This is a genomic window from Pseudomonas sp. WS 5027 (assembly GCF_012985695.1).
Lineage (GTDB): Bacteria > Pseudomonadota > Gammaproteobacteria > Pseudomonadales > Pseudomonadaceae > Aquipseudomonas > Aquipseudomonas hygromyciniae.
The window spans coordinates 63945-81347 of the sequence record NZ_JAAQWU010000018.1 but is presented as its reverse complement, the minus strand read 5'-3'; the positions used below and the strand labels follow the sequence as shown (position 1 = coordinate 81347).

General features: G+C 60.7%; 16 protein-coding genes and 3 pseudogenes. 8 read left to right on the top strand and 11 right to left on the bottom strand.

Translation table 11 applies throughout. The features are described from left to right. Nucleotides 1-29: 29 nt before the first annotated feature. Nucleotides 30-1658, bottom strand: a complete 1629-nt coding sequence (locus HBO09_RS21030; RefSeq protein WP_169999500.1) for a methyl-accepting chemotaxis protein — start codon at nucleotides 1656-1658, stop codon at nucleotides 30-32. A 235-nt stretch (nucleotides 1659-1893) separates the two neighbouring features. Here HBO09_RS21030 and HBO09_RS21025 point away from each other — a divergent pair, with 235 nt between their 5' ends. Both HBO09_RS21025 and HBO09_RS21020 read left to right on the top strand, forming a co-directional pair. Further along, nucleotides 1894-2916, top strand: coding sequence for a transporter (locus HBO09_RS21025; RefSeq protein WP_169999501.1), 1023 nt, complete (start codon nucleotides 1894-1896; stop codon nucleotides 2914-2916). Nucleotides 2917-3146: 230 nt separating this feature from the next. Further along, nucleotides 3147-4763, top strand: coding sequence for an inorganic phosphate transporter (locus HBO09_RS21020; RefSeq protein WP_169999502.1), 1617 nt, complete (start codon nucleotides 3147-3149; stop codon nucleotides 4761-4763). 317 nt (nucleotides 4764-5080) lie between these two features. On the opposite strand, the gene HBO09_RS21015 is transcribed toward HBO09_RS21020, so the two are convergent. From HBO09_RS21015 to HBO09_RS21005, 3 genes and pseudogenes are all read right to left on the bottom strand, one after another. Beyond that, nucleotides 5081-6052, bottom strand: a complete 972-nt coding sequence (locus tag HBO09_RS21015; RefSeq protein WP_169999503.1) for a biotin-dependent carboxyltransferase family protein — start codon at nucleotides 6050-6052, stop codon at nucleotides 5081-5083. After that, nucleotides 6049-6927, bottom strand: coding sequence for an allophanate hydrolase subunit 1 (locus tag HBO09_RS21010; RefSeq protein ID WP_169999504.1), 879 nt, complete (start codon nucleotides 6925-6927; stop codon nucleotides 6049-6051). Before HBO09_RS21010 ends, HBO09_RS21015 begins: the two co-directional genes overlap by 4 nt. A gap of 127 nt (nucleotides 6928-7054) precedes the next feature. Next, a pseudogene (locus HBO09_RS21005) lies at nucleotides 7055-7810 on the bottom strand (5-oxoprolinase subunit PxpA); the annotation flags it as partial. 118 nt (nucleotides 7811-7928) lie between these two features. Between HBO09_RS21005 and HBO09_RS21000 the strand changes: the two are divergent. Beyond that, entirely contained in the window at nucleotides 7929-8846 is a 918-nt protein-coding gene (locus HBO09_RS21000; RefSeq protein ID WP_169999038.1) for a LysR family transcriptional regulator, read from the top strand. An 82-nt stretch (nucleotides 8847-8928) separates the two neighbouring features. On the opposite strand, the gene HBO09_RS20995 is transcribed toward HBO09_RS21000, so the two are convergent. Beyond that, entirely contained in the window at nucleotides 8929-9375 is a 447-nt protein-coding gene (locus HBO09_RS20995) for a multidrug/biocide efflux PACE transporter (RefSeq protein WP_169999035.1), read from the bottom strand. Between the two features lie 90 nt (nucleotides 9376-9465). On the opposite strand from HBO09_RS20995, the gene HBO09_RS20990 reads away from it, so the two are divergent. Further along, nucleotides 9466-10320 (top strand): LysR family transcriptional regulator, encoded by an 855-nt coding sequence (locus HBO09_RS20990; RefSeq protein WP_169999033.1) that lies wholly within the window; start codon nucleotides 9466-9468, stop codon nucleotides 10318-10320. A gap of 64 nt (nucleotides 10321-10384) precedes the next feature. Here the strand turns inward: HBO09_RS20990 and HBO09_RS20985 are convergent, their stop codons facing one another. The 4 genes and pseudogenes from HBO09_RS20985 to HBO09_RS20975 form a co-directional block, all read right to left on the bottom strand. After that, on the bottom strand, nucleotides 10385-10600 hold the full coding sequence (locus HBO09_RS20985; protein ID WP_169998886.1) for a hypothetical protein: 216 nt from the start codon (nucleotides 10598-10600) through the stop codon (nucleotides 10385-10387). Further along, on the bottom strand, nucleotides 10597-11073 hold the full coding sequence (locus HBO09_RS20980) for an SRPBCC family protein (RefSeq protein WP_169999030.1): 477 nt from the start codon (nucleotides 11071-11073) through the stop codon (nucleotides 10597-10599). Before HBO09_RS20980 ends, HBO09_RS20985 begins: the two co-directional genes overlap by 4 nt. 31 nt (nucleotides 11074-11104) lie before the next feature. After that, nucleotides 11105-11173 (bottom strand): annotated as a pseudogene (locus tag HBO09_RS29030) (YciI family protein); the annotation flags it as partial. A gap of 102 nt (nucleotides 11174-11275) precedes the next feature. Next, nucleotides 11276-11398, bottom strand: a pseudogene (locus HBO09_RS20975) (DUF4440 domain-containing protein); the annotation flags it as partial. Between the two features lie 177 nt (nucleotides 11399-11575). Between HBO09_RS20975 and HBO09_RS20970 the strand changes: the two are divergent. The 3 genes from HBO09_RS20970 (at nucleotide 11576) to HBO09_RS20960 (ending at nucleotide 14064) form a co-directional block, all read left to right on the top strand. Further along, nucleotides 11576-12061 (top strand): GNAT family N-acetyltransferase, encoded by a 486-nt coding sequence (locus HBO09_RS20970; protein ID WP_169999027.1) that lies wholly within the window; start codon nucleotides 11576-11578, stop codon nucleotides 12059-12061. A 20-nt stretch (nucleotides 12062-12081) separates the two neighbouring features. Next, on the top strand, nucleotides 12082-12687 hold the full coding sequence (locus HBO09_RS20965) for a pyridoxamine 5'-phosphate oxidase family protein (RefSeq protein WP_169999025.1): 606 nt from the start codon (nucleotides 12082-12084) through the stop codon (nucleotides 12685-12687). A gap of 156 nt (nucleotides 12688-12843) precedes the next feature. Then, entirely contained in the window at nucleotides 12844-14064 is a 1221-nt protein-coding gene (locus tag HBO09_RS20960; RefSeq protein WP_169999022.1) for a hypothetical protein, read from the top strand. 40 nt (nucleotides 14065-14104) lie between these two features. On the opposite strand, the gene HBO09_RS20955 is transcribed toward HBO09_RS20960, so the two are convergent. Beyond that, entirely contained in the window at nucleotides 14105-14584 is a 480-nt protein-coding gene (locus HBO09_RS20955; RefSeq protein WP_169999019.1) for a GyrI-like domain-containing protein, read from the bottom strand. A gap of 195 nt (nucleotides 14585-14779) precedes the next feature. Between HBO09_RS20955 and alaC the strand changes: the two genes are divergently transcribed. After that, a complete protein-coding gene (gene alaC / locus HBO09_RS20950; RefSeq protein WP_029296464.1) occupies nucleotides 14780-15991 on the top strand; it encodes an alanine transaminase in 1212 nt (403 codons plus the stop codon). Between the two features lie 58 nt (nucleotides 15992-16049). Here the strand turns inward: alaC and HBO09_RS20945 are convergent, their stop codons facing one another. After that, entirely contained in the window at nucleotides 16050-17402 is a 1353-nt protein-coding gene (locus tag HBO09_RS20945) for a GntP family permease (protein WP_169999016.1), read from the bottom strand. Nucleotide 17403 lies beyond the last annotated feature (1 nt).

The following is a 17403-nucleotide window of genomic DNA, read 5'->3' as shown; positions in this document are numbered from 1 at the left end:
CCGCCTTCGGGCGGCGCAGTTGTGTCTGCTCAGGCGCTCAGGCGCGCCGTCACTTCATTGAGCTCGGTAGACAGGCCCCGCAGGTTATGACTGGCTGCTTCGGTGCGCTGCACATTGTCCAGGTTGGCGGTAGCCACCGTGGTGATTTGCGTGATGTTGCGCGAGATATCCTCGGCCACCGACGTTTGCTCTTCGGCCGCCGTGGCAATCTGCCGGTTCATGTCGCGGATCGCCTCCACCGCCTGGGTGATATGACTGAGCATCGCCCCGGCCTGAGTGACCTTTTCGACACTCTCATCACTGCATGACTGGCCGCTGATGATCGCCTCAGCGGCATCCCCCGCGCCCGTCTGCACCGCCTGGATAATCTGGTTGATCTCGATGATCGACGCCGCCGTGCGTTGCGCCAGGCTGCGCACTTCATCGGCCACCACCGCAAACCCACGCCCGGCCTCACCCGCCCGCGCAGCTTCGATCGCCGCATTGAGGGCCAACAGGTTAGTCTGTTCGGCGATGCCGCGAATCACTTCCAGTACCGTGCCGATGCGCACGCTGTCTGCCTCCAGGCGGCGGATGATGCCACCGGTGTTGAGGATCTCGTTGCGCATCTGGCCGATGGTGGCGATGGTCACTTGCATCACCTGGCCGCCTTCACGGGCCGAATGATCGGCCTCGTCCGCCGCCCGCGAAGCACTGGCGGCGTGGCGTGCGACTTCCTGGGCGGTAGCGGACATCTCAGTCATCGCCGTCGCCACCTGATCGGTACGGCTGAACTGGTCCTGGGTGCCCGTCGCCATCTGTCCGGCAATCGAATTCAGCTCGCCACTGGCGCTTACCAGATCCTTGGCACTGCGTTGCAGGCGGCCGAAGGTTTCAGCGAGAAAGTCGCGCAAGGTGTTGGCGGCTTGGGCCAAGTGGCCCAGTTCATCCTGGCGATGGCTGGCAACGCGCTCGGCAAAACGGCCATGGCTCAATTGGGCCACATAGTCGATCAAGCCACGGATCGGCAAAATCAGGTTGCGGTTGATCAACCACAGGCTGAACAGACCGATCAGCATCCCGGACAACACCATCACCGCCAAACCCAACATCACCGTACGTTCGGCATAGGCGCTGATCGCCAGGGATTGCTGCTTGCCCTGCTCGTGCAGTTGCGTGACCAACGCACTCATCTGCTCGCTCACCGCGCGATCCACACCTTTGACCGCGTTATCCCCGGCAGCGGCATCGGCCCCGGCGGCCACGTAAGCGTCACGCCCTTTCTGGTAGGCGGTGCCCAGCAACTGGTGCTCCTGGCGCAAAGTTTCCAGGCGACGGTTCAAGCCTTGATCGTCTGCGGTGCTGGCCACCAGGCGCGCCAGGATACCCTGCACTTCTCGTTGCCGATCCTGGAACTGCCCCCAATATTTGTCCAAATCCTGGGGTTGCTTGCCACGCAGCAGGACGTTTTTCCATTCCTGGACCTGGACTTTGAATTGCAGGTTGGCTTCATCGATCAGTTGCGAGGTCTGCAACGGCCCCTCGAGCAAACTGCGATAACTCTGCACACCGCTGGAGAGAAAATGAAAACACGCCAGGGCAATCAACAACATTGCCAACAGGCTGCCACCGAGTAGCGACAGGATCTGTGCTCTCAAGGACTTTCGCAAAAAACTCATCGGGGAAAAGCCTCGCAACAGGGAAATGGGGACCTGCACCGCAACATCCCTGTTGGCAAACACAATGCTTGCACCCTAAATCGGCCGAGCTAGACGCTTCTTGAGCCTGGTGGATGGACGGTCATACGGACAAAAGCTTACTTGGCTGAGGGTCGGTGCTGACTGACACAAAACTGTCAAATCCCCCTGCAATGATTGCGCGACGCGCACCTGTCGCCTTCCTCTGCGAGCCGCCATGAACCACAGCATCGATCACGGCCATCAGGATTCGGACCTGTTTGGCCTGCTTTACGGTTTCCGTTTCCGGCCCGGCGAGAAGGCCGAGCAGATCGACTCGGCGACCGTGCTCAAGGCCTTGCAAGCCCCGGCCGATCCCGAGCAATTTTTGTGGCTGCACCTGAACCTGGCACACGCGGCCTGCCAGCGCTGGATGCAGGCGCACCTGGAGCTGCCGCCAGAGTTCTTCGAGGCCTTGCACGAAGGCTCGCGCTCCACCCGTATCGAGCATGTGGACTCAGCCTTGCTGGCGGTGGTCAACGACGTGGTGTTCAACTTCAGCAGCATGATGTCCTCGGACATTTCTACCTTATGGGTCTGCGCCCGCAGCCGCCTGCTGATCAGTGCGCGCCTGCAACCTCTGCACTCGGTGGACAAGCTGCGCTCATCGGTAAAGGCCGGCGAGCATTTCCGCTCGCCCCTGGAATTGCTGGTGCATCTGCTGCGCGATCAAGGCGAGGTGCTGACACAGATCGTGCGCAAGACCAGCCTCAGCGTCGACCAGATCGAAGACCAGTTGTTGTCCTCGCGCCTGTCCACCAACCGCGCCGAACTGGGGGCCATGCGCCGCGTGCTGGTGCGCCTGCAACGCCTGTTGGCGCTGGAGCCGGGCTCGCTGCTGCGCCTGCTCAACCGCCCGCCGCAGTGGCTGCAAAAGGAAGACGTGAAGGAGCTGCGCAAATCCACCGAAGAGTTTGCCCTGATCATCGACGACCTCACGGCCCTGGGCGAACGGATCAAGTTGTTGCAGGAAGAAATCGCCGCCAACCTCAACGAACAAAGCAACCGCACGCTGTTTACCCTGACGGTGGTGACGGTACTGGCACTGCCGATCAATATCATCGCCGGCTTCTTTGGCATGAACGTCGGTGGCGTGCCGCTCTCCCAGGACCCCGAAGGGTTCTGGATCCTGGTGGCGTTGGTGGCGACATTCACCTTGATTGCCGGCAGGTGGGCATTTCGCAAGCGCCAGGATTACTAAGCCCGAAATGCTATCAACCTGTGAAAGCGGGCTTGTGTGGGAGCGGGCTTGCCCGCGATAGCAGTGCTCCAGGTTAGATACAAATCCTCGCCCCGCCGCGCCCACATAGGTTCCGAGGTTTTTTTGGACCAGCGGCGGGCTGACTGCACCAAACACTGATTTGACGCAGCACCTCCGTAACATTCTGCAACGATCATGGGCGACATCCTCCCAACACTGGATGCACCGGCATGGCCACCCCTTCCCTGACTGCCTCCCACCAGGCAGCCACCACTGACGCAAAACCGCAACTGGACAGCAAACCCAGCCTGCTCACGGTGATCATGTTCTTTTCCGTACTCGCCATGGGCCTGTTGTTCACCGCCTACAGCCTGATGCACGACATGCACGAACTGGGCACGGTGGTCACCACCTGGACACCGTTCCTGCTGCTGGGCGTGGCGTTGCTGATTGCCTTGGGGTTCGAGTTCGTCAACGGTTTCCATGACACCGCCAACGCCGTAGCCACGGTGATTTACACCAACTCGCTGCCGCCGCAATTCGCCGTGGTCTGGTCGGGGTTCTTCAATTTCCTCGGGGTGCTGCTGTCCAGTGGGGCGGTGGCCTTTGCCATCATTGCCTTGCTGCCGGTGGAGCTGATCCTGCAGGTCGGCTCTTCCGCGGGTTTTGCGATGATCTTTGCCCTGCTGATCGCGGCGATCCTGTGGAATCTGGGCACCTGGTGGCTGGGCCTGCCGGCGTCGTCTTCCCATACGCTGATCGGGTCGATCATCGGTGTTGGCGTGGCCAATGCCCTGATGCATGGCCGTGACGGCACCAGCGGCGTGGACTGGGCGCAGGCGATCAAGATCGGCTATGCACTGCTGCTGTCACCACTGATCGGTTTCGGCTTTGCCGCCCTGCTGTTGCTGGCGCTGCGGGCCTTTGTGAAAAACCGCTCGCTGTACAAGGCACCCAAGGGCAACACCCCGCCGCCGTGGTGGATTCGCGGCATGCTGATCGTGACCTGCACCGGCGTATCCTTTGCCCACGGCTCCAACGATGGCCAGAAAGGCATGGGCCTGATCATGTTGATCCTGGTGGGCACCCTGCCCATGGCCTACGCCCTGAACCGCACCATGCCGGCCGATCAATCCCTGCAATTTGCCGCCGTGGCAGAAGTCACCCAGCAAGCCCTGGTCAAGAGCGCGCCGCAAGCAGCCCCCGCCGATCCGCGACCGACGCTGTCGACCTATGTGCGCACCAAGGACGTCACGCCCGAGTTGATCCCCGCCCTCGCCGCCCTGACCGGGCATATCGGCGAACAAGTGAAAGGCTACGGCTCCCTGGCCAAGGTGCCCGCCGAGGCCATGGGCAACGTGCGTAACGACATGTACCTGACCAGCGAAACCATTCGCCTGATGGACAAGGGCAAGGTCGGCAACTTCGATGCCGACACCCAGGGCAAGCTGCAACTGTTCAAGCAACAGATCGACAACGCCACGCGCTTTATCCCGCTGTGGGTGAAGATCGCCGTGGCCATCGCCCTGGGCCTGGGCACCATGGTCGGCTGGAAGCGCATTGTGGTGACCGTCGGCGAGAAAATCGGCAAGACCCACCTGACCTACGCCCAAGGCGCCTCGGCAGAAACCGTGGCCATGCTGACCATTGGCGCTGCCGACATGTTCGGCTTGCCGGTCTCCACCACCCATGTGCTGTCTTCGGGCGTGGCCGGGACCATGGTCGCCAATGGCGGCGGCTTGCAGATGAAGACCATCCGCAACTTGTTGATGGCCTGGGTGCTGACGTTGCCGGCGGCGATTGTGTTGTCGGGTAGCTTGTACTGGTTGTTCACCCAACTCTTCTGACCCTGGCCCCCCCCAAACTCTGTAGGAGCTGAGATCCTGGCAGAGAGGGCTGTTGTGGCGAGCGGGCTTGTCGGAACGCCGCATCGCCCGCGTTGGGCTGCGAAGCAGCCCCAGTAAGCCGAATGCGGTGTATCAGGTAAACCGTAGGGGCCGGCTTTGGGGCTGCTTCGCAGCCCAGCGCGGGGCAAGCCCGCTCGCCACAGGGGAGGTCGTCAGTGTCTGAAAGTTGTGTAGAGACCTGTACAGCGATTAGGGCATAACATTCAACACCTCTGCTATCGCCGGCAAGCCGGTTCCTACAGGTTCGATTGGGGGAGTCAGACGAACAACCCGGCCATTGCTTTGAGCCGCTTCTTGTAGACCCGCCGCGCTTGCAGCGCTTCTTCCAACGTCACCGCGACAAACCCCGCGCGCTGGTTGGGCTGCATCTGCCCTATCAGATCCAGGTCGGCGCTGATCACCGTGCCGATCATCGCGTAGCCGCCGCCGGATACGGCATCGCGGTGCAGCACGATTGGCTCCAGGCCGGCTGGGACCTGGATCGAGCCGATGGGGTAGCAGCTGTCGACGATGTTCGATGGATCAGAGCCGGCGCCAAACGGTTGCTGCCGGGGCTGGAAGCTCAAGGCACTGCCGCCTTTGAAGCGGTAGCCGATCCGGTCGGCCTCGGAGCCGACGGTCCAGGGCTCGGCGAAAAAGCTGCTTTTGGCCTCGGGCGTCAGACGCTCGTAATACAAGCCCGGCACCACGCGCAAGGTCACATCGCCGCCCACCGAGCGGCGCAGGGCCATCGGCAAACTGTTGCCGGCCCGGCCTTGCCCGCGGGTCTGGCCGATAGGCAACACATCCCCCTCCTGCAAGCGTCGCCCGTGAAACCCGCCCAGCGCACCGAGGGTGTAAGTGGAGCGGCTACCCAGCACCAGCGGTACGTCAATCCCCCCGGCCACCGCCAGATAGGTCCGCGCACCGGCCACGGGAAACTCAAACCGCAGCACCTGCCCGGCACGCACCTGGAACGCCGTGTCCTGGTGCACCACTTCACCGTCCAGGCGCGGCGACATCAGCGCGCCGCTCAACGCCACCAACCCATCCTGTTGAAACTCCAGCTCCGGGCCGATCAGCGTGCACTCCAACCCTGCCGCGCCCGCCGGGTTGCCCACCAGGTGGTTGGCCGCACTCAAGGCGTACTGGTCCAGGGCGCCGGACGGCGGGATTCCCAAGTGGTAATAGCCTTCGCGCCCCAGGTCCTGCACGGAGGTCGCCAGGCCAGGCTTGAGCACCTTGATCATAGAAGCGCCTCCTGCAGGGTTTTCGGGTAGCCGATCGGGTCGGCAAAAAAAGCATCCAGGGAAAACTCCACCGGGCGAATGCGCAAATCGAAACGCCCTGCTTCTACTTCGGCCACGGCCAGGTCGTAGGCATCCCGGTCGATGGGCTTGAACTGCACGATATCGCCGGGGCGGAAGAACACCATATGTTCCTTGAGGTAGGCCAATTGCTGGGCCGGGTCGTAGATCGGCGCCGGGGTCACGCCAAACATCTGATAGCCACCGGCGCCGCGCACGGAGTAGATACAACCAAAACAGCCGCCGTGGCCCAGGGTCAGCTTCGGCGTGTCGGTGCGTGGACGCAGGTATTTGGGCACCTGCAACTGCCGCTCGCGCTCGACCATCTGGAACATGAACGGCAGGCCGGCCACAAAGCCGACCATCGACACAAACCACGGCGCACCACTGTGGGCAGCGATAAACGCCTCGACATCCGCCAGGCCATTGATCCGCGCGGCGTACTCCAGGTCAGTGGCGGTGGGGTCTTGGTGACGGTCGCGAAAACGCATCAGGGTTTCATGGGTCCAGGGGTCGTTGTAGAGCACCGGAATCTCGATGATGCGTGTATGCAAGGTACGTTCGGCCACCGCTTGGGCCTCGGCGGTTTGCACCGCGTCGAGCAGCACATGGGGGGCGATCAGGTCCGGGTCGAAGCGGATCTGGAACGAGGCATTGGCCAGGCAGATATCCAGCACGCCGGGCAGTTCCAGGCGCTGCACCGCACGGGTGACCGCCATACCCTTGAAGAACGCCTCCAGGGACATGCTTTCGCTGACCTCGGCGAACAAATGCTCATCAGCGCCAAAGCTGTAGCGAATCGGGGATGTTTCAGCCATGTCTGTTCCTCTTGGAATCATTGTAGAAAGGCAGGCAAAAAAACCATGTGACGGTGGAGCTTGTTGTGGTTGGCAGGCTTCTTGTGGCCTGCGCGCTTGTTGTGGCGAGCGGGCTCGCCACATCAGGTCTGCCAGATGCCACAGCGATCCCCGCCTGGTCCAGGGCCCTGCGGGTAGCTTCCACCAGATCCAGGGCGCCCGGTGTATCGCTGTGCAAGCAGATGGAATCAAATTCGATAAACAGGTCTTCGCCTTCGACGGTGCGCACCAGGCCGGTCTGGCAGGCACGCAGCACCCGCGCTGCCACCGTTGCCGGGTCCAGGGCGCGTACGTTGCGGGTAAACACGATGGAGCCGGACAGATCGTACTCACGGTCGGCATAAAACTCGCGTACCACCGGCTGCCCCAGTTCCTTGGCGATGCGCCAGATCACCGAGCCTGGCATGCAATACAGCAGCAGTTCAGGCTCCAGGCGCTGCAGGTTTTCCACCAGCAGGCGCGCGGCTTCTTCGTCACGGGCCAGGTGCATATACAACGCGCCATGGGGCTTGATGTGTTGCAAGGTCACGCCCTGCACCCGCGCCAATTCACGCAGGGCACCCAGTTGGTAGAGCATGTCGTCCACCAATTCCTGGGCCGGGGCGTTGATGTGGCGGCGGCCGAAACCCACCAGGTCGCGGAACCCCGGATGGGCGCCGATAGCCACGCCCAACTGCTTGGCGCGCTCGATGGTGCGGCGCATGGTGCCGGGGTCGCCAGCATGGAAGCCGGTGGCTACGTTGGCGGAGCTGATAAACGCCATCAGCTCGTGATCCACACCGTCGCCGATGGTCCAGGGACCAAAGCTTTCGCCCATGTCCGAATTGAAATCCACTGTTTGCATCGGGCCTGCTCCGCAAGAGTTCGTGCCATCGAAAATAGGCTGGCCCTTGACCCCTTGGGAAGATCTATTATCAGATGGGCCATCTTCTGAAAATCAGATACCACCACGAGAAATCTGTATGTCCCTGACGTTGCGCCAGGTTCGTTACTTTGTCGCCACCGCCGAAATCGGCCAGATTTCCCAGGCGGCGCTTCACCTGAACATCTCCCAGTCGGCGGTGACCACTGCGATCAAGGAGCTGGAAGCCCTACTCGGCGCCCAGCTGTTTGTGCGCTCGGCCCAGGGCATGAACCTGACCGATGCCGGTCGGCATTTTCTCAACCGCGCCTACGTGATTGTGCGCAGTGTCGACGATGCCCTGAACAGCCCGCTGCCGGACTACCGCGCCAGTGGCGTGCTGCGGGTCGCGGCCAGTTACACGGTGTTGGGTTACTTCCTGCCGCACCACCTGCAACGCATGGAGCACTGGCATCCGGACGTGACCATCGAGGTCTTCGAGCAGGAGCGCCAGGCCATCGAACAGGGGCTGCTGGATGGCCAGTTCGATATGGCGGTGGTGCTCACCGCCAACCTTACCCACCCGGATATCGTCTCGCAGATCCTGTTCAATTCCGAACGCCGCCTGTGGCTGCCCAGCCACCACCCGCTGTGCGAACGCCGTGCAGTGAGCCTGGCCGATGTGGCGCAGGAGCCCTACATCCTGCTGACTGTGGATGAGGCTGAACAAAGTGCCATGCGCTACTGGGAACAGGCCGGGCAAGCGCCCAAGGTGCGGCTGCGCACCAGTTCGGTAGAAGCCGTGCGCAGTATGGTGGCCAATGGCAGTGGCGTTGCGATTCTATCCGACCTGGTACACCGCCCTTGGTCACTGGAAGGCAAGCGCATCGAGACCGTGAGTGTGACCGACAAGGTCACGCCCATGAGCGTCGGCCTGGCCTGGCACCGCGAACGCGCGTTCACCCCGGCGATGCAGGCGTTCCGCGACTACTTCCACGACGCCTTCCTCGCCCCTCAGCAGTTGTCGACACGTCGTTAACGTTGCCCCCTCAAGGTGGTCGACAGCCAAGCTCGCGCAGAACCCGAGAGCGCCGCGTACGTTCAGGATGCCCGCATCATCGTTAGCGTCCTTCGCGAGCGAGCTCGCTCCTACACAGGAGTTTTTCCCGCAGCACGTCGTAGCCCCAGTGGTACACATAGGTGTACGGCAGGAAGAACAGCAGCACGCCGATATCCAGGACAAACGCCTGCATCAAGCTGATGTTCAGCCACGCGGCAATCAGTGGCACGGCGAACAGAATCAGCCCGCCCTCGAACAGCAGGGCGTGCATGATTCGGGTCTTGACGCTGTTGGACAGTTGCAGGCGCACCTTGAGGCGGTCGAACACGCTGTTGAAAATCATGTTCCAGGTCAGCGCCAACACGCTGATGGCCAGGGTCACCGCGCCCATTTCCAGGGCCGGCCGACCGGTGATCCAGACGAGCAACGGGGTACAGATCAGCAAGGCCAGGCCTTCGAAGCCAAGGGCCTGGCAAACGCGTTCGGTGACGGACTTGGTGATGTTCATAAGTGTTGCTCTGCGAATGTCTTGGGTTGCCATCATCGCCCGCAAAACCGATACTTAATAATCAATAACCATCGATCAAGGCGATAGATCATGGCTTCTCATGAAGTGTTGCAAGCGTTTGTGCAGGCGGCGACCCAAGGCTCGTTTTCTGCGGCGGCGCGCAAACTGGGCAAGAGCCAATCGACGGTCAGCGCCGCCGTGGCCAGCCTGGAGATTGATCTGGACGTGGTGCTGTTCGACCGCAGCAGCCGCAAACCCACCCTGACCCCGGCCGGGCATGTCCTGCTACAACGAGCCGAGCAGGTGCTGGAGGCCAGCAGCCGCCTGGAGCTTGCCGCCAGCCAGTTGTCCCAGGGGCTGGAGCCCAAGCTCAGTATTGCCATGTCCGACACCTATCAGTCGGGGCGCTTCGAAACGCTGCTCAGTGCCCTGGAACAGCGCTATCCGGACCTGGAACTGGAGTGGCTGATTGCCGAATATGAAGACCTCATCGCCCTGGTACAAAGCGGGCGGGCGCAGCTCGCATTTATCGAGGCGCAGGAGGTCTACCCGCCAGACCTGACCCACGCCACCCTCGAGGAGGGCTCGCAACTTGCGCTGTTTGTTTCCCCGCTGCATGCGCTGGCCAGCCTCGATGGCATCGATCAACAAACCCTGCAACAACATCGCGAGCTGCGCCTGGCAAGCATCATCAACCCCAATGAAAACCGGCTGACCGGCCGAGTGTGGTCCGCCCCCAGCTTTTTGATGCTGATGGAAATGGCCATCCTCGGTTTTGGCTGGGCTCCGTTGCCGCGCTGGTTGGTGGAGCGCTTTGCCAATGGTCAACTGGTGGAGCTCAAGGCTCGCGGCTGGCCACGCTCGGTGGCGGTGGATGCCTTGTGGTCACGGCAACACCCGCCCGGCCCGGCGGGCAGTTGGCTACTGGAAAAGATGCTCGAATAGCGCCTGAGGGAGCGGCTTGCCGACGATGGCGACCGTGAAATCGCCATCGCCGGCAAACCGGCTCCTACACGGGGGAGTCGGTACAGGTTGCAAGGCGGCGTTCGATAAAGCGTTTTTCCGACATTTGCTGGGGCAGGACCAGGTTTTTTTCGTAGGCCTGGCGCGCCTCTTTCATACGCCCCAATTGCCGACAGAACGCCCCCAGCAGGCGAATCAAGGTCGCCAGGATGCGCCGCGAGTCACTGCGGCAGACCGCCTCGCCCCGGGCCTTGACCGTCAATCCGGCAGGCTCTGGGTCACCAGGCTCACCAGCCGATCCAGGCTCTCGCCCCACCCCTGATGAAAGCCCATGGCTTCGTGGGCCTGTTTGTCGGCTTCACTCCAATGCATGGCGCGGGCGGTGTAGCGGGTCTTGCCCTCGACCTCCTCGAACGTCACTTCGGCGCTCATGAACGGCTTGCCTGATGGAATCCAGCCAGGCAGGAACGCATCGGTAAACACTAGGCGGCGCGGCGCGTCGATCTCCAGGAATACACCTTGGGTCGGGTACTCGCTGCCATCCGGCGCGCGCATCAAGGTACGAAACAGGCCACCGACCCACAGGTTCATTTCACACTCCGGCGTGGTCATGCCGTGGGGGCCCCACCATTGCTGCAACAAGGCAGGCTCGGTCCAGGCGCGAAACACCCGGCTCGGTGGTGCGTCGATGACGCGGCTGATGGACAGTTCGAATGCAGCGGGTTGAGTGTTCATGGATAAACCTCCTGAGTCATGATTGTTGGGGTCAGAGATTCAATTCACGCACGGGACGCACTTCCACACTGCCGACCCGCGTCGCCGGGATGCCTGCGCCGCGAGTATGCGGCCACTACCGTAAGGCTTCGGCGCTGTAGACCTGGCACAGGCATTTCATGGCGTTCTCCGTTTTCGGACTACTGACTATAGTTGGCTGTGATCAAGGTTTCAGGTCGAACAGACCGGCGCCGCTTTGCCTATCAAAAGGCGTGGACCAATGCCCATGCACCACCTTCCATTGGCCATTGATCCGCTGGTAACCGGCGACGACAGCTTGTTTCCATTGTTCGATCAGAGTGGTGATTGCGGTGCTCATGGCGATACTCCTGGGGGTGGAAAATCACGCAAGACACCCTTGGTCGACTACCCCGCCGGCCAATCGACAGCTTGCTGAAAAAAAATTGCACATGGCACAAATCCGATAGACTGCGCGCTTCTTTGCAGCCGTTCGGTCACTCCGATGCAAACCCGTCTCGTCGCCTACGAGGCGCTGAATGCTGTGCAAAAACAGCAAGTCGGCGCCATCGAAGTTCACCCGCAGCAGTTGCCGTTTTGCGGCGACATGTATTGCGCACTCAACACCCTGCTGGTCAATCCAAGCCCTGGCGTCAAAGGCCTTGCGCTGTTGGCCGATGAGGTTCCGGTGGCGTTCCTCCTGCTCAAACGAGCGCCCTGCCAGCCCCATTGGGCCGACGAACACAGCGCCACCCTGCATGCCCTGCAAGTCGATCGCCACCAACAGGGCCGAGGCTTTGGCAAAGCCTGCCTGCAAGCCCTGCCTGCCGCCGCCCGCCTGGCCTGGCCGCAGATCACCGCATTGGAGCTGTCAGTGGACAGCGACAATGTGGCGGCGATGGGCTTGTACTTGCAGCAAGGCTGGGTAGATCGGGGCGAGGCGTATAAGGGGCGGGTTGGCTATGAGCGGCGGTTGGCGCTACTGTTTTGATTACGCACAAGGAGACGCCCATGCTAACCAGCCTCGAACAGCTCGAAACCCTTTACGGCAAACCCCACGAGCGCGCCGTACACAAGGAAATCGGGTTTCTCAATGAGGATTACCAGGCGATGGTGAAAGCCTCGCCGCTGGTGATTGTCAGTTCTTGCGGCCCTGATGGCCTCGACGGCTCGCCTCGGGGCGATGTACCGGGGTTTGTGCGCATCATCGATGAGCGCACCTTGGCGATTCCGGATCGGCCGGGCAATAACCGGCTCGATACCTTGCGCAATCTGCTGGTGGACCCGCGCATCGCCTTGCTGTTTATCATCCCGGGGATCGGTGAGACGTTGCGGGTCAATGGGCGGGCGCAGATCTCCATCGAGCCTCAGTTGCTGGAAAGCTTTGCGGTGAATGGCAAGCCAGCGCGGTCGGTGATTGTGGTGCAGGTGGACGCTGCGTATTTCCACTGCTCCAAAGCCTTTGTGCGCTCCGACTGCTGGAACCCGGACAAGCATGTGGAGCGCTCGACGTTGCCGTCAGCGGGCGCCATTCACAAGCGTTTGAATGATGGGCAATTTGATGCAGAGGCCTATGACCGGGAGATGCCGGAGCGGGTAAAGAACAGTCTCTATTGAACGACTGCAACTCCATACAAAACCTGAGCTGTCTACTGTCAGCTTTCACAGCTATACAGGCTTTCGCCCTGGGTTTTTACTGAACTACCAAGGTTGTCGCTCAACGTCTACAGCGAGCAGGAATGGGAATTCCAAACTTCCCCATGGAGAGTGACCATGAGCATTTCGTCCAACAACCACCCGATCAATAGCGCTGGAGCCCCAGACCTTTCGTTTGGCAACTCTCCCACTAAAAACGGCACTGTTATCGCCCGACACTCCGGGGGACTTTCGCGCACTCTCAGCGATGGCTCAACCATTACGGTAGGCTTGGAGTCAGTCGAAACTAAAACCCGTATCGTCGTCACCAAACATACACCTGCTGGAGAACAGGATTTAAACTTTGTAACTTTTCCTCAGGACACCGACAAGCGCACCATCCTCGTTCGCCTGACCATTCAACCCGACGGCAAACCCCTGTTATTGACTGCGCGTGGACTCGAGTCCACAGCATTTATTACTCGCTTCAATGCACACAACGGCGACACGGATAAATTGTTTGGCGTTGCGGGAACCAGAGATCTCGGGAAAAAAATCTACACCGGCTTCCTTCCCAGAGGGGGGTTGGCGGTGCAAGCCGATAACAAGATCGTTTCTGTATTCCATGATGGCACCCACAGTTTTATCTTTCAGCTCAGCGCCAGCGGCGAACTGATCAACTTTGGGCGTATCGGCCCAATTGATTCAAAAAGTACCCTTTTGAACACTTTACTGATCACCAGCAGGGGGTTTGTGATTGCCGGTGCCAGAACCGAAGCCGAAACCAAAGCTAATGCCAAAGCCCCCATCAGGAAGACATTCATGATGGGGTTCCTGCACGATGCTGAGCTGGACTCCAGTTTCGGTAATGGAGGGTTTGTTGAACTGCAGTTTTCAAATAATGAAAATAAACAAATCTCAGCGCTCGCGAAGGGCCCGGATGGTCAAATAGCTGTCGTGGGGGGGGACTCTAACTTGCCTTCAAAGATGAACTTCGTCGCCAGCTTACTCGCCAACGGTCAAGCCAACCCGCAGTTCCATGGAGGAAAACCGCTGGAGACTGACGACATTATTAACTCCTATACCGATGTCGTGACCCAGAACGATGGGAAAATTGTTGCTTTGGCACGTACCGATAATGGCAACCGGGTTCTACTGTTCAGGCACACGTTGACCGGTCAGTTGGACCCCAGTTTTGGCGAGCAAGGTAGGGCAACGGCTTGGCAGGATCCGCAAGGACGGCCCGAGCGTTCCTATATCGACACACTGGAGTTGGTACAACCGGGCGAAAAACTGCAAAGCAGTGGTGTGCTACGCATTTACAGCGAGTCTTTTATCGGGCGACTACTCAGCCAGTAATGCTACCGGCTGAGCTGCCGAGGCAGCTCAGCCTTGTGCCTCAAGACTTCTCGACAGGCAGCCAGATTTCCACGGTGCCGGTACCCTTATCCACATCGAAGTCGGCGCTGTAGCGCTCCAAATCCGGTCCCGCCACCTTGTAACCCGAAGTCGGCAACCACTCGTACTTGATCCGCTCATAGGTCTGCGACAGCGCATACACCGGCCCGTAGTGTGCAAAGACCGCATAACGATTGGCCGGCACGTCTATGGACTCAAAGTTGCTTGGCACATCGCCCTTGGCCGGGACTTCGACCCCAGCGATGTAATCGAATTCTTCCTCTGTGGCGTTGTAGCAAACGCCGTAGGTCACGCCGCCAATGCGCTTCTTGATGTCCTTGATGCAGGTGTCGAACAACTCCCACAATTTCGGAATATCCCCCAGCGTAGCCTTGCCGTAATGACCGCCGACCCCGGCGATCACCATGGCCTTGCCCTCTTCCATGCGGGGTTCCAAGGGTAGCGTTGCCTGTTGGTTCATCTGCACAATCTCCATGGGTGAGTGACCAAAACCATACCGAGTATAGGGGCATACCCACTTCACACTCCAGATCGAAAAATTTCCTACGCCATCTGGACAACCGGCTGTCATCGCCCGTATTGTCTGCCCCGCAGGCCACCGCAGTGGCCGACGTCGCTCGGACGGTTCCGGGCGCTTACGTACTCCGAGGCAACAATGGCAGACCAAGGTTCGCCGCGCCGCTTTGCGCGCATAGATCGACTCCCCCCTTACGTTTTCAATATCACTGCCGAGCTGAAGATGGCTGCGCGTCGGCGCGGCGAAGACATCATCGACTTGAGCATGGGTAACCCCGACGGCCCGACTCCACCGCATATCGTGGAAAAACTGGTGACCGTCGCCCAGCGTGAAGACACCCACGGCTACTCCACCTCCAAAGGCATCCCGCGCCTGCGCCGCGCTATTTCGCGCTGGTACAAGGATCGCTACGAAGTGGATATCGACCCGGAAACCGAAGCCATCGTCACCATCGGTTCCAAGGAAGGCCTGGCGCACTTGATGCTGGCCACCCTGGACCAGGGCGACACGGTCCTGGTGCCCAACCCCAGCTACCCGATCCACATCTACGGCGCGGTGATTGCCGGTGCCCAGGTGCGCTCGGTACCGCTGATTCCCGGCGTGGATTTTTTTGCCGAGCTGGAGCGGGCGATTCGCGGTTCGATCCCCAAGCCGAAGATGATGATCCTCGGCTTCCCGTCCAACCCCACGGCGCAGTGCGTGGAGCTGGATTTCTTCGAACGGGTGATCGCCCTGGCCAAGCAGTACGACGTGTTGGTGATCCACGACCTGGCCTATGCCGATATCGTCTACGACGGCTGGAAAGCCCCGTCGATCATGCAGGTACCGGGCGCCAAGGACATTGCGGTGGAGTTTTTCACCCTGTCCAAGAGCTACAACATGGCCGGGTGGCGCATTGGCTTTATGGTCGGCAACGCAGAACTGGTCAACGCCCTGGCGCGCATCAAGAGCTACCACGACTACGGCACCTTCACCCCGCTGCAAGTGGCGGCCATTGCCGCGCTGGAAGGTGACCAGCAATGTGTGAAAGACATTGCCGAGCAGTACCGCCAACGCCGCAACGTGCTGGTCAAGGGCCTGCATGAGCTGGGCTGGATGGTGGAGAACCCGAAGGCGTCGATGTACGTCTGGGCGAAGATTCCCGAGGCGTATGCCGCCATGGGCTCGCTGGAATTTGCCAAGAAGTTGCTGCTCGAAGCCAAGGTGTGTGTATCGCCGGGGATCGGCTTTGGTGAGTATGGCGATGACCATGTGCGCTTTGCGCTGATCGAGAACCAGGACCGCATTCGCCAGGCGGTGCGCGGGATTCGGGCCATGTTCCGGGCTGATGGGCTGGTCACCAAAGCCTGATAACCACCCGATAACGAATGTGGGAGCGGGAAAGCCCGCTCCCACATTTTGATGGGGTTTACACCACCAACGACAGCAGCATGATAAAGCCCAGTGCCACGATGGACAGGATGGTCTCCATCGCCGTCCACGTCTTGAACGTCTCGGCCACGGTCATGTTGAAGTACTGCTTCACCAGCCAGAACCCCGCATCGTTGACGTGCGACAGAATCAACGATCCCGCCCCTGTCGCCAGCACCAGCAACTCCAGGTTGACCCCCGGCACCATCCCCACCACCGGCACCACAATGCCCGCACCGGTAATGGTGGCCACGGTCGCCGAACCTGTGGCAATGCGAATCACCGCCGCCACCAGCCAAGCCAGCAGGATCGGGTTGATCTGCGCCGTCACCGCCATATGGCCGATCACGTCACCCACGCCGCTAGTCACCAGCATCTGCTTGAAACCACCGCCGGCACCGATGATCAGGATGATCGCGGCGGTCGGCGCAAGGCTGGCGTCGAGCAGCTTGAGGATCTGCTTGGAGTGGATGCCCTGGCGATGGCCAAAGGTGTACAGCGACAGCAGCAACGCCAGGAGCAAGGCACTGATCGGGTGGCCGATCATGTCCATCCAGTTGCGCACCACATTGCCTTCGGCAAAGGCGATGTCAGCAAAGGTTTTGAGCAGCATCAGGAACACCGGCAGCAGCACGGTGATCAGGGTGATGCTGAAGCTCGGCAGGTTTTTCGAGTCGTTCTCGCGGGCCAGTTGATCCACCAGCTCCTGGGACGGGTTGCCCGGGATGTGCTTGGCGATGAACGTACCGAAGATCGGCCCGGCAATGATGGCGGTCGGCAAGGCAACGATCAGACCGTAGAGAATGGTCTTGCCGATGTCTGCACCAAACACGCCGATGGCCAACAGCGGCCCCGGATGCGGCGGCACCAGGCCGTGGACCGCCGACAGGCCGGCGAGCAGCGGGATGCCGATCTTGATCAGCGACACGCCGGTGCGACGCGCGACGATAAACACCAGCGGGATCAGCAGCACAAAGCCGATCTCGAAGAACAGCGGGATGCCCACCAGGAAGGCGGCGAACATCATCGCCCACTGCACCTTGTCCTTGCCGAAAGCACGGATCAGGGTTTGCGCGATCTGATCGGCACCACCCGATTCGGCCATCATCTTGCCGAGCATCGTACCCAGCGCCAGGATAATCCCGACAAACCCGAGCACCCCGCCGAAACCGTCCTGGAAGGCCTTGATGATCTTGTCCACGGGCATGCCCGAAGTCAGGCCCAAAAAGCCTGCGGCGATGATCAGGGCAATAAAGGGGTGAACCTTGAACCGGGTGATCAACACGATCAGCCCGATGATGGTGACTACTGCATCGAGCAGCAGGTAAGACTCGTGGGACATGCCAAACATG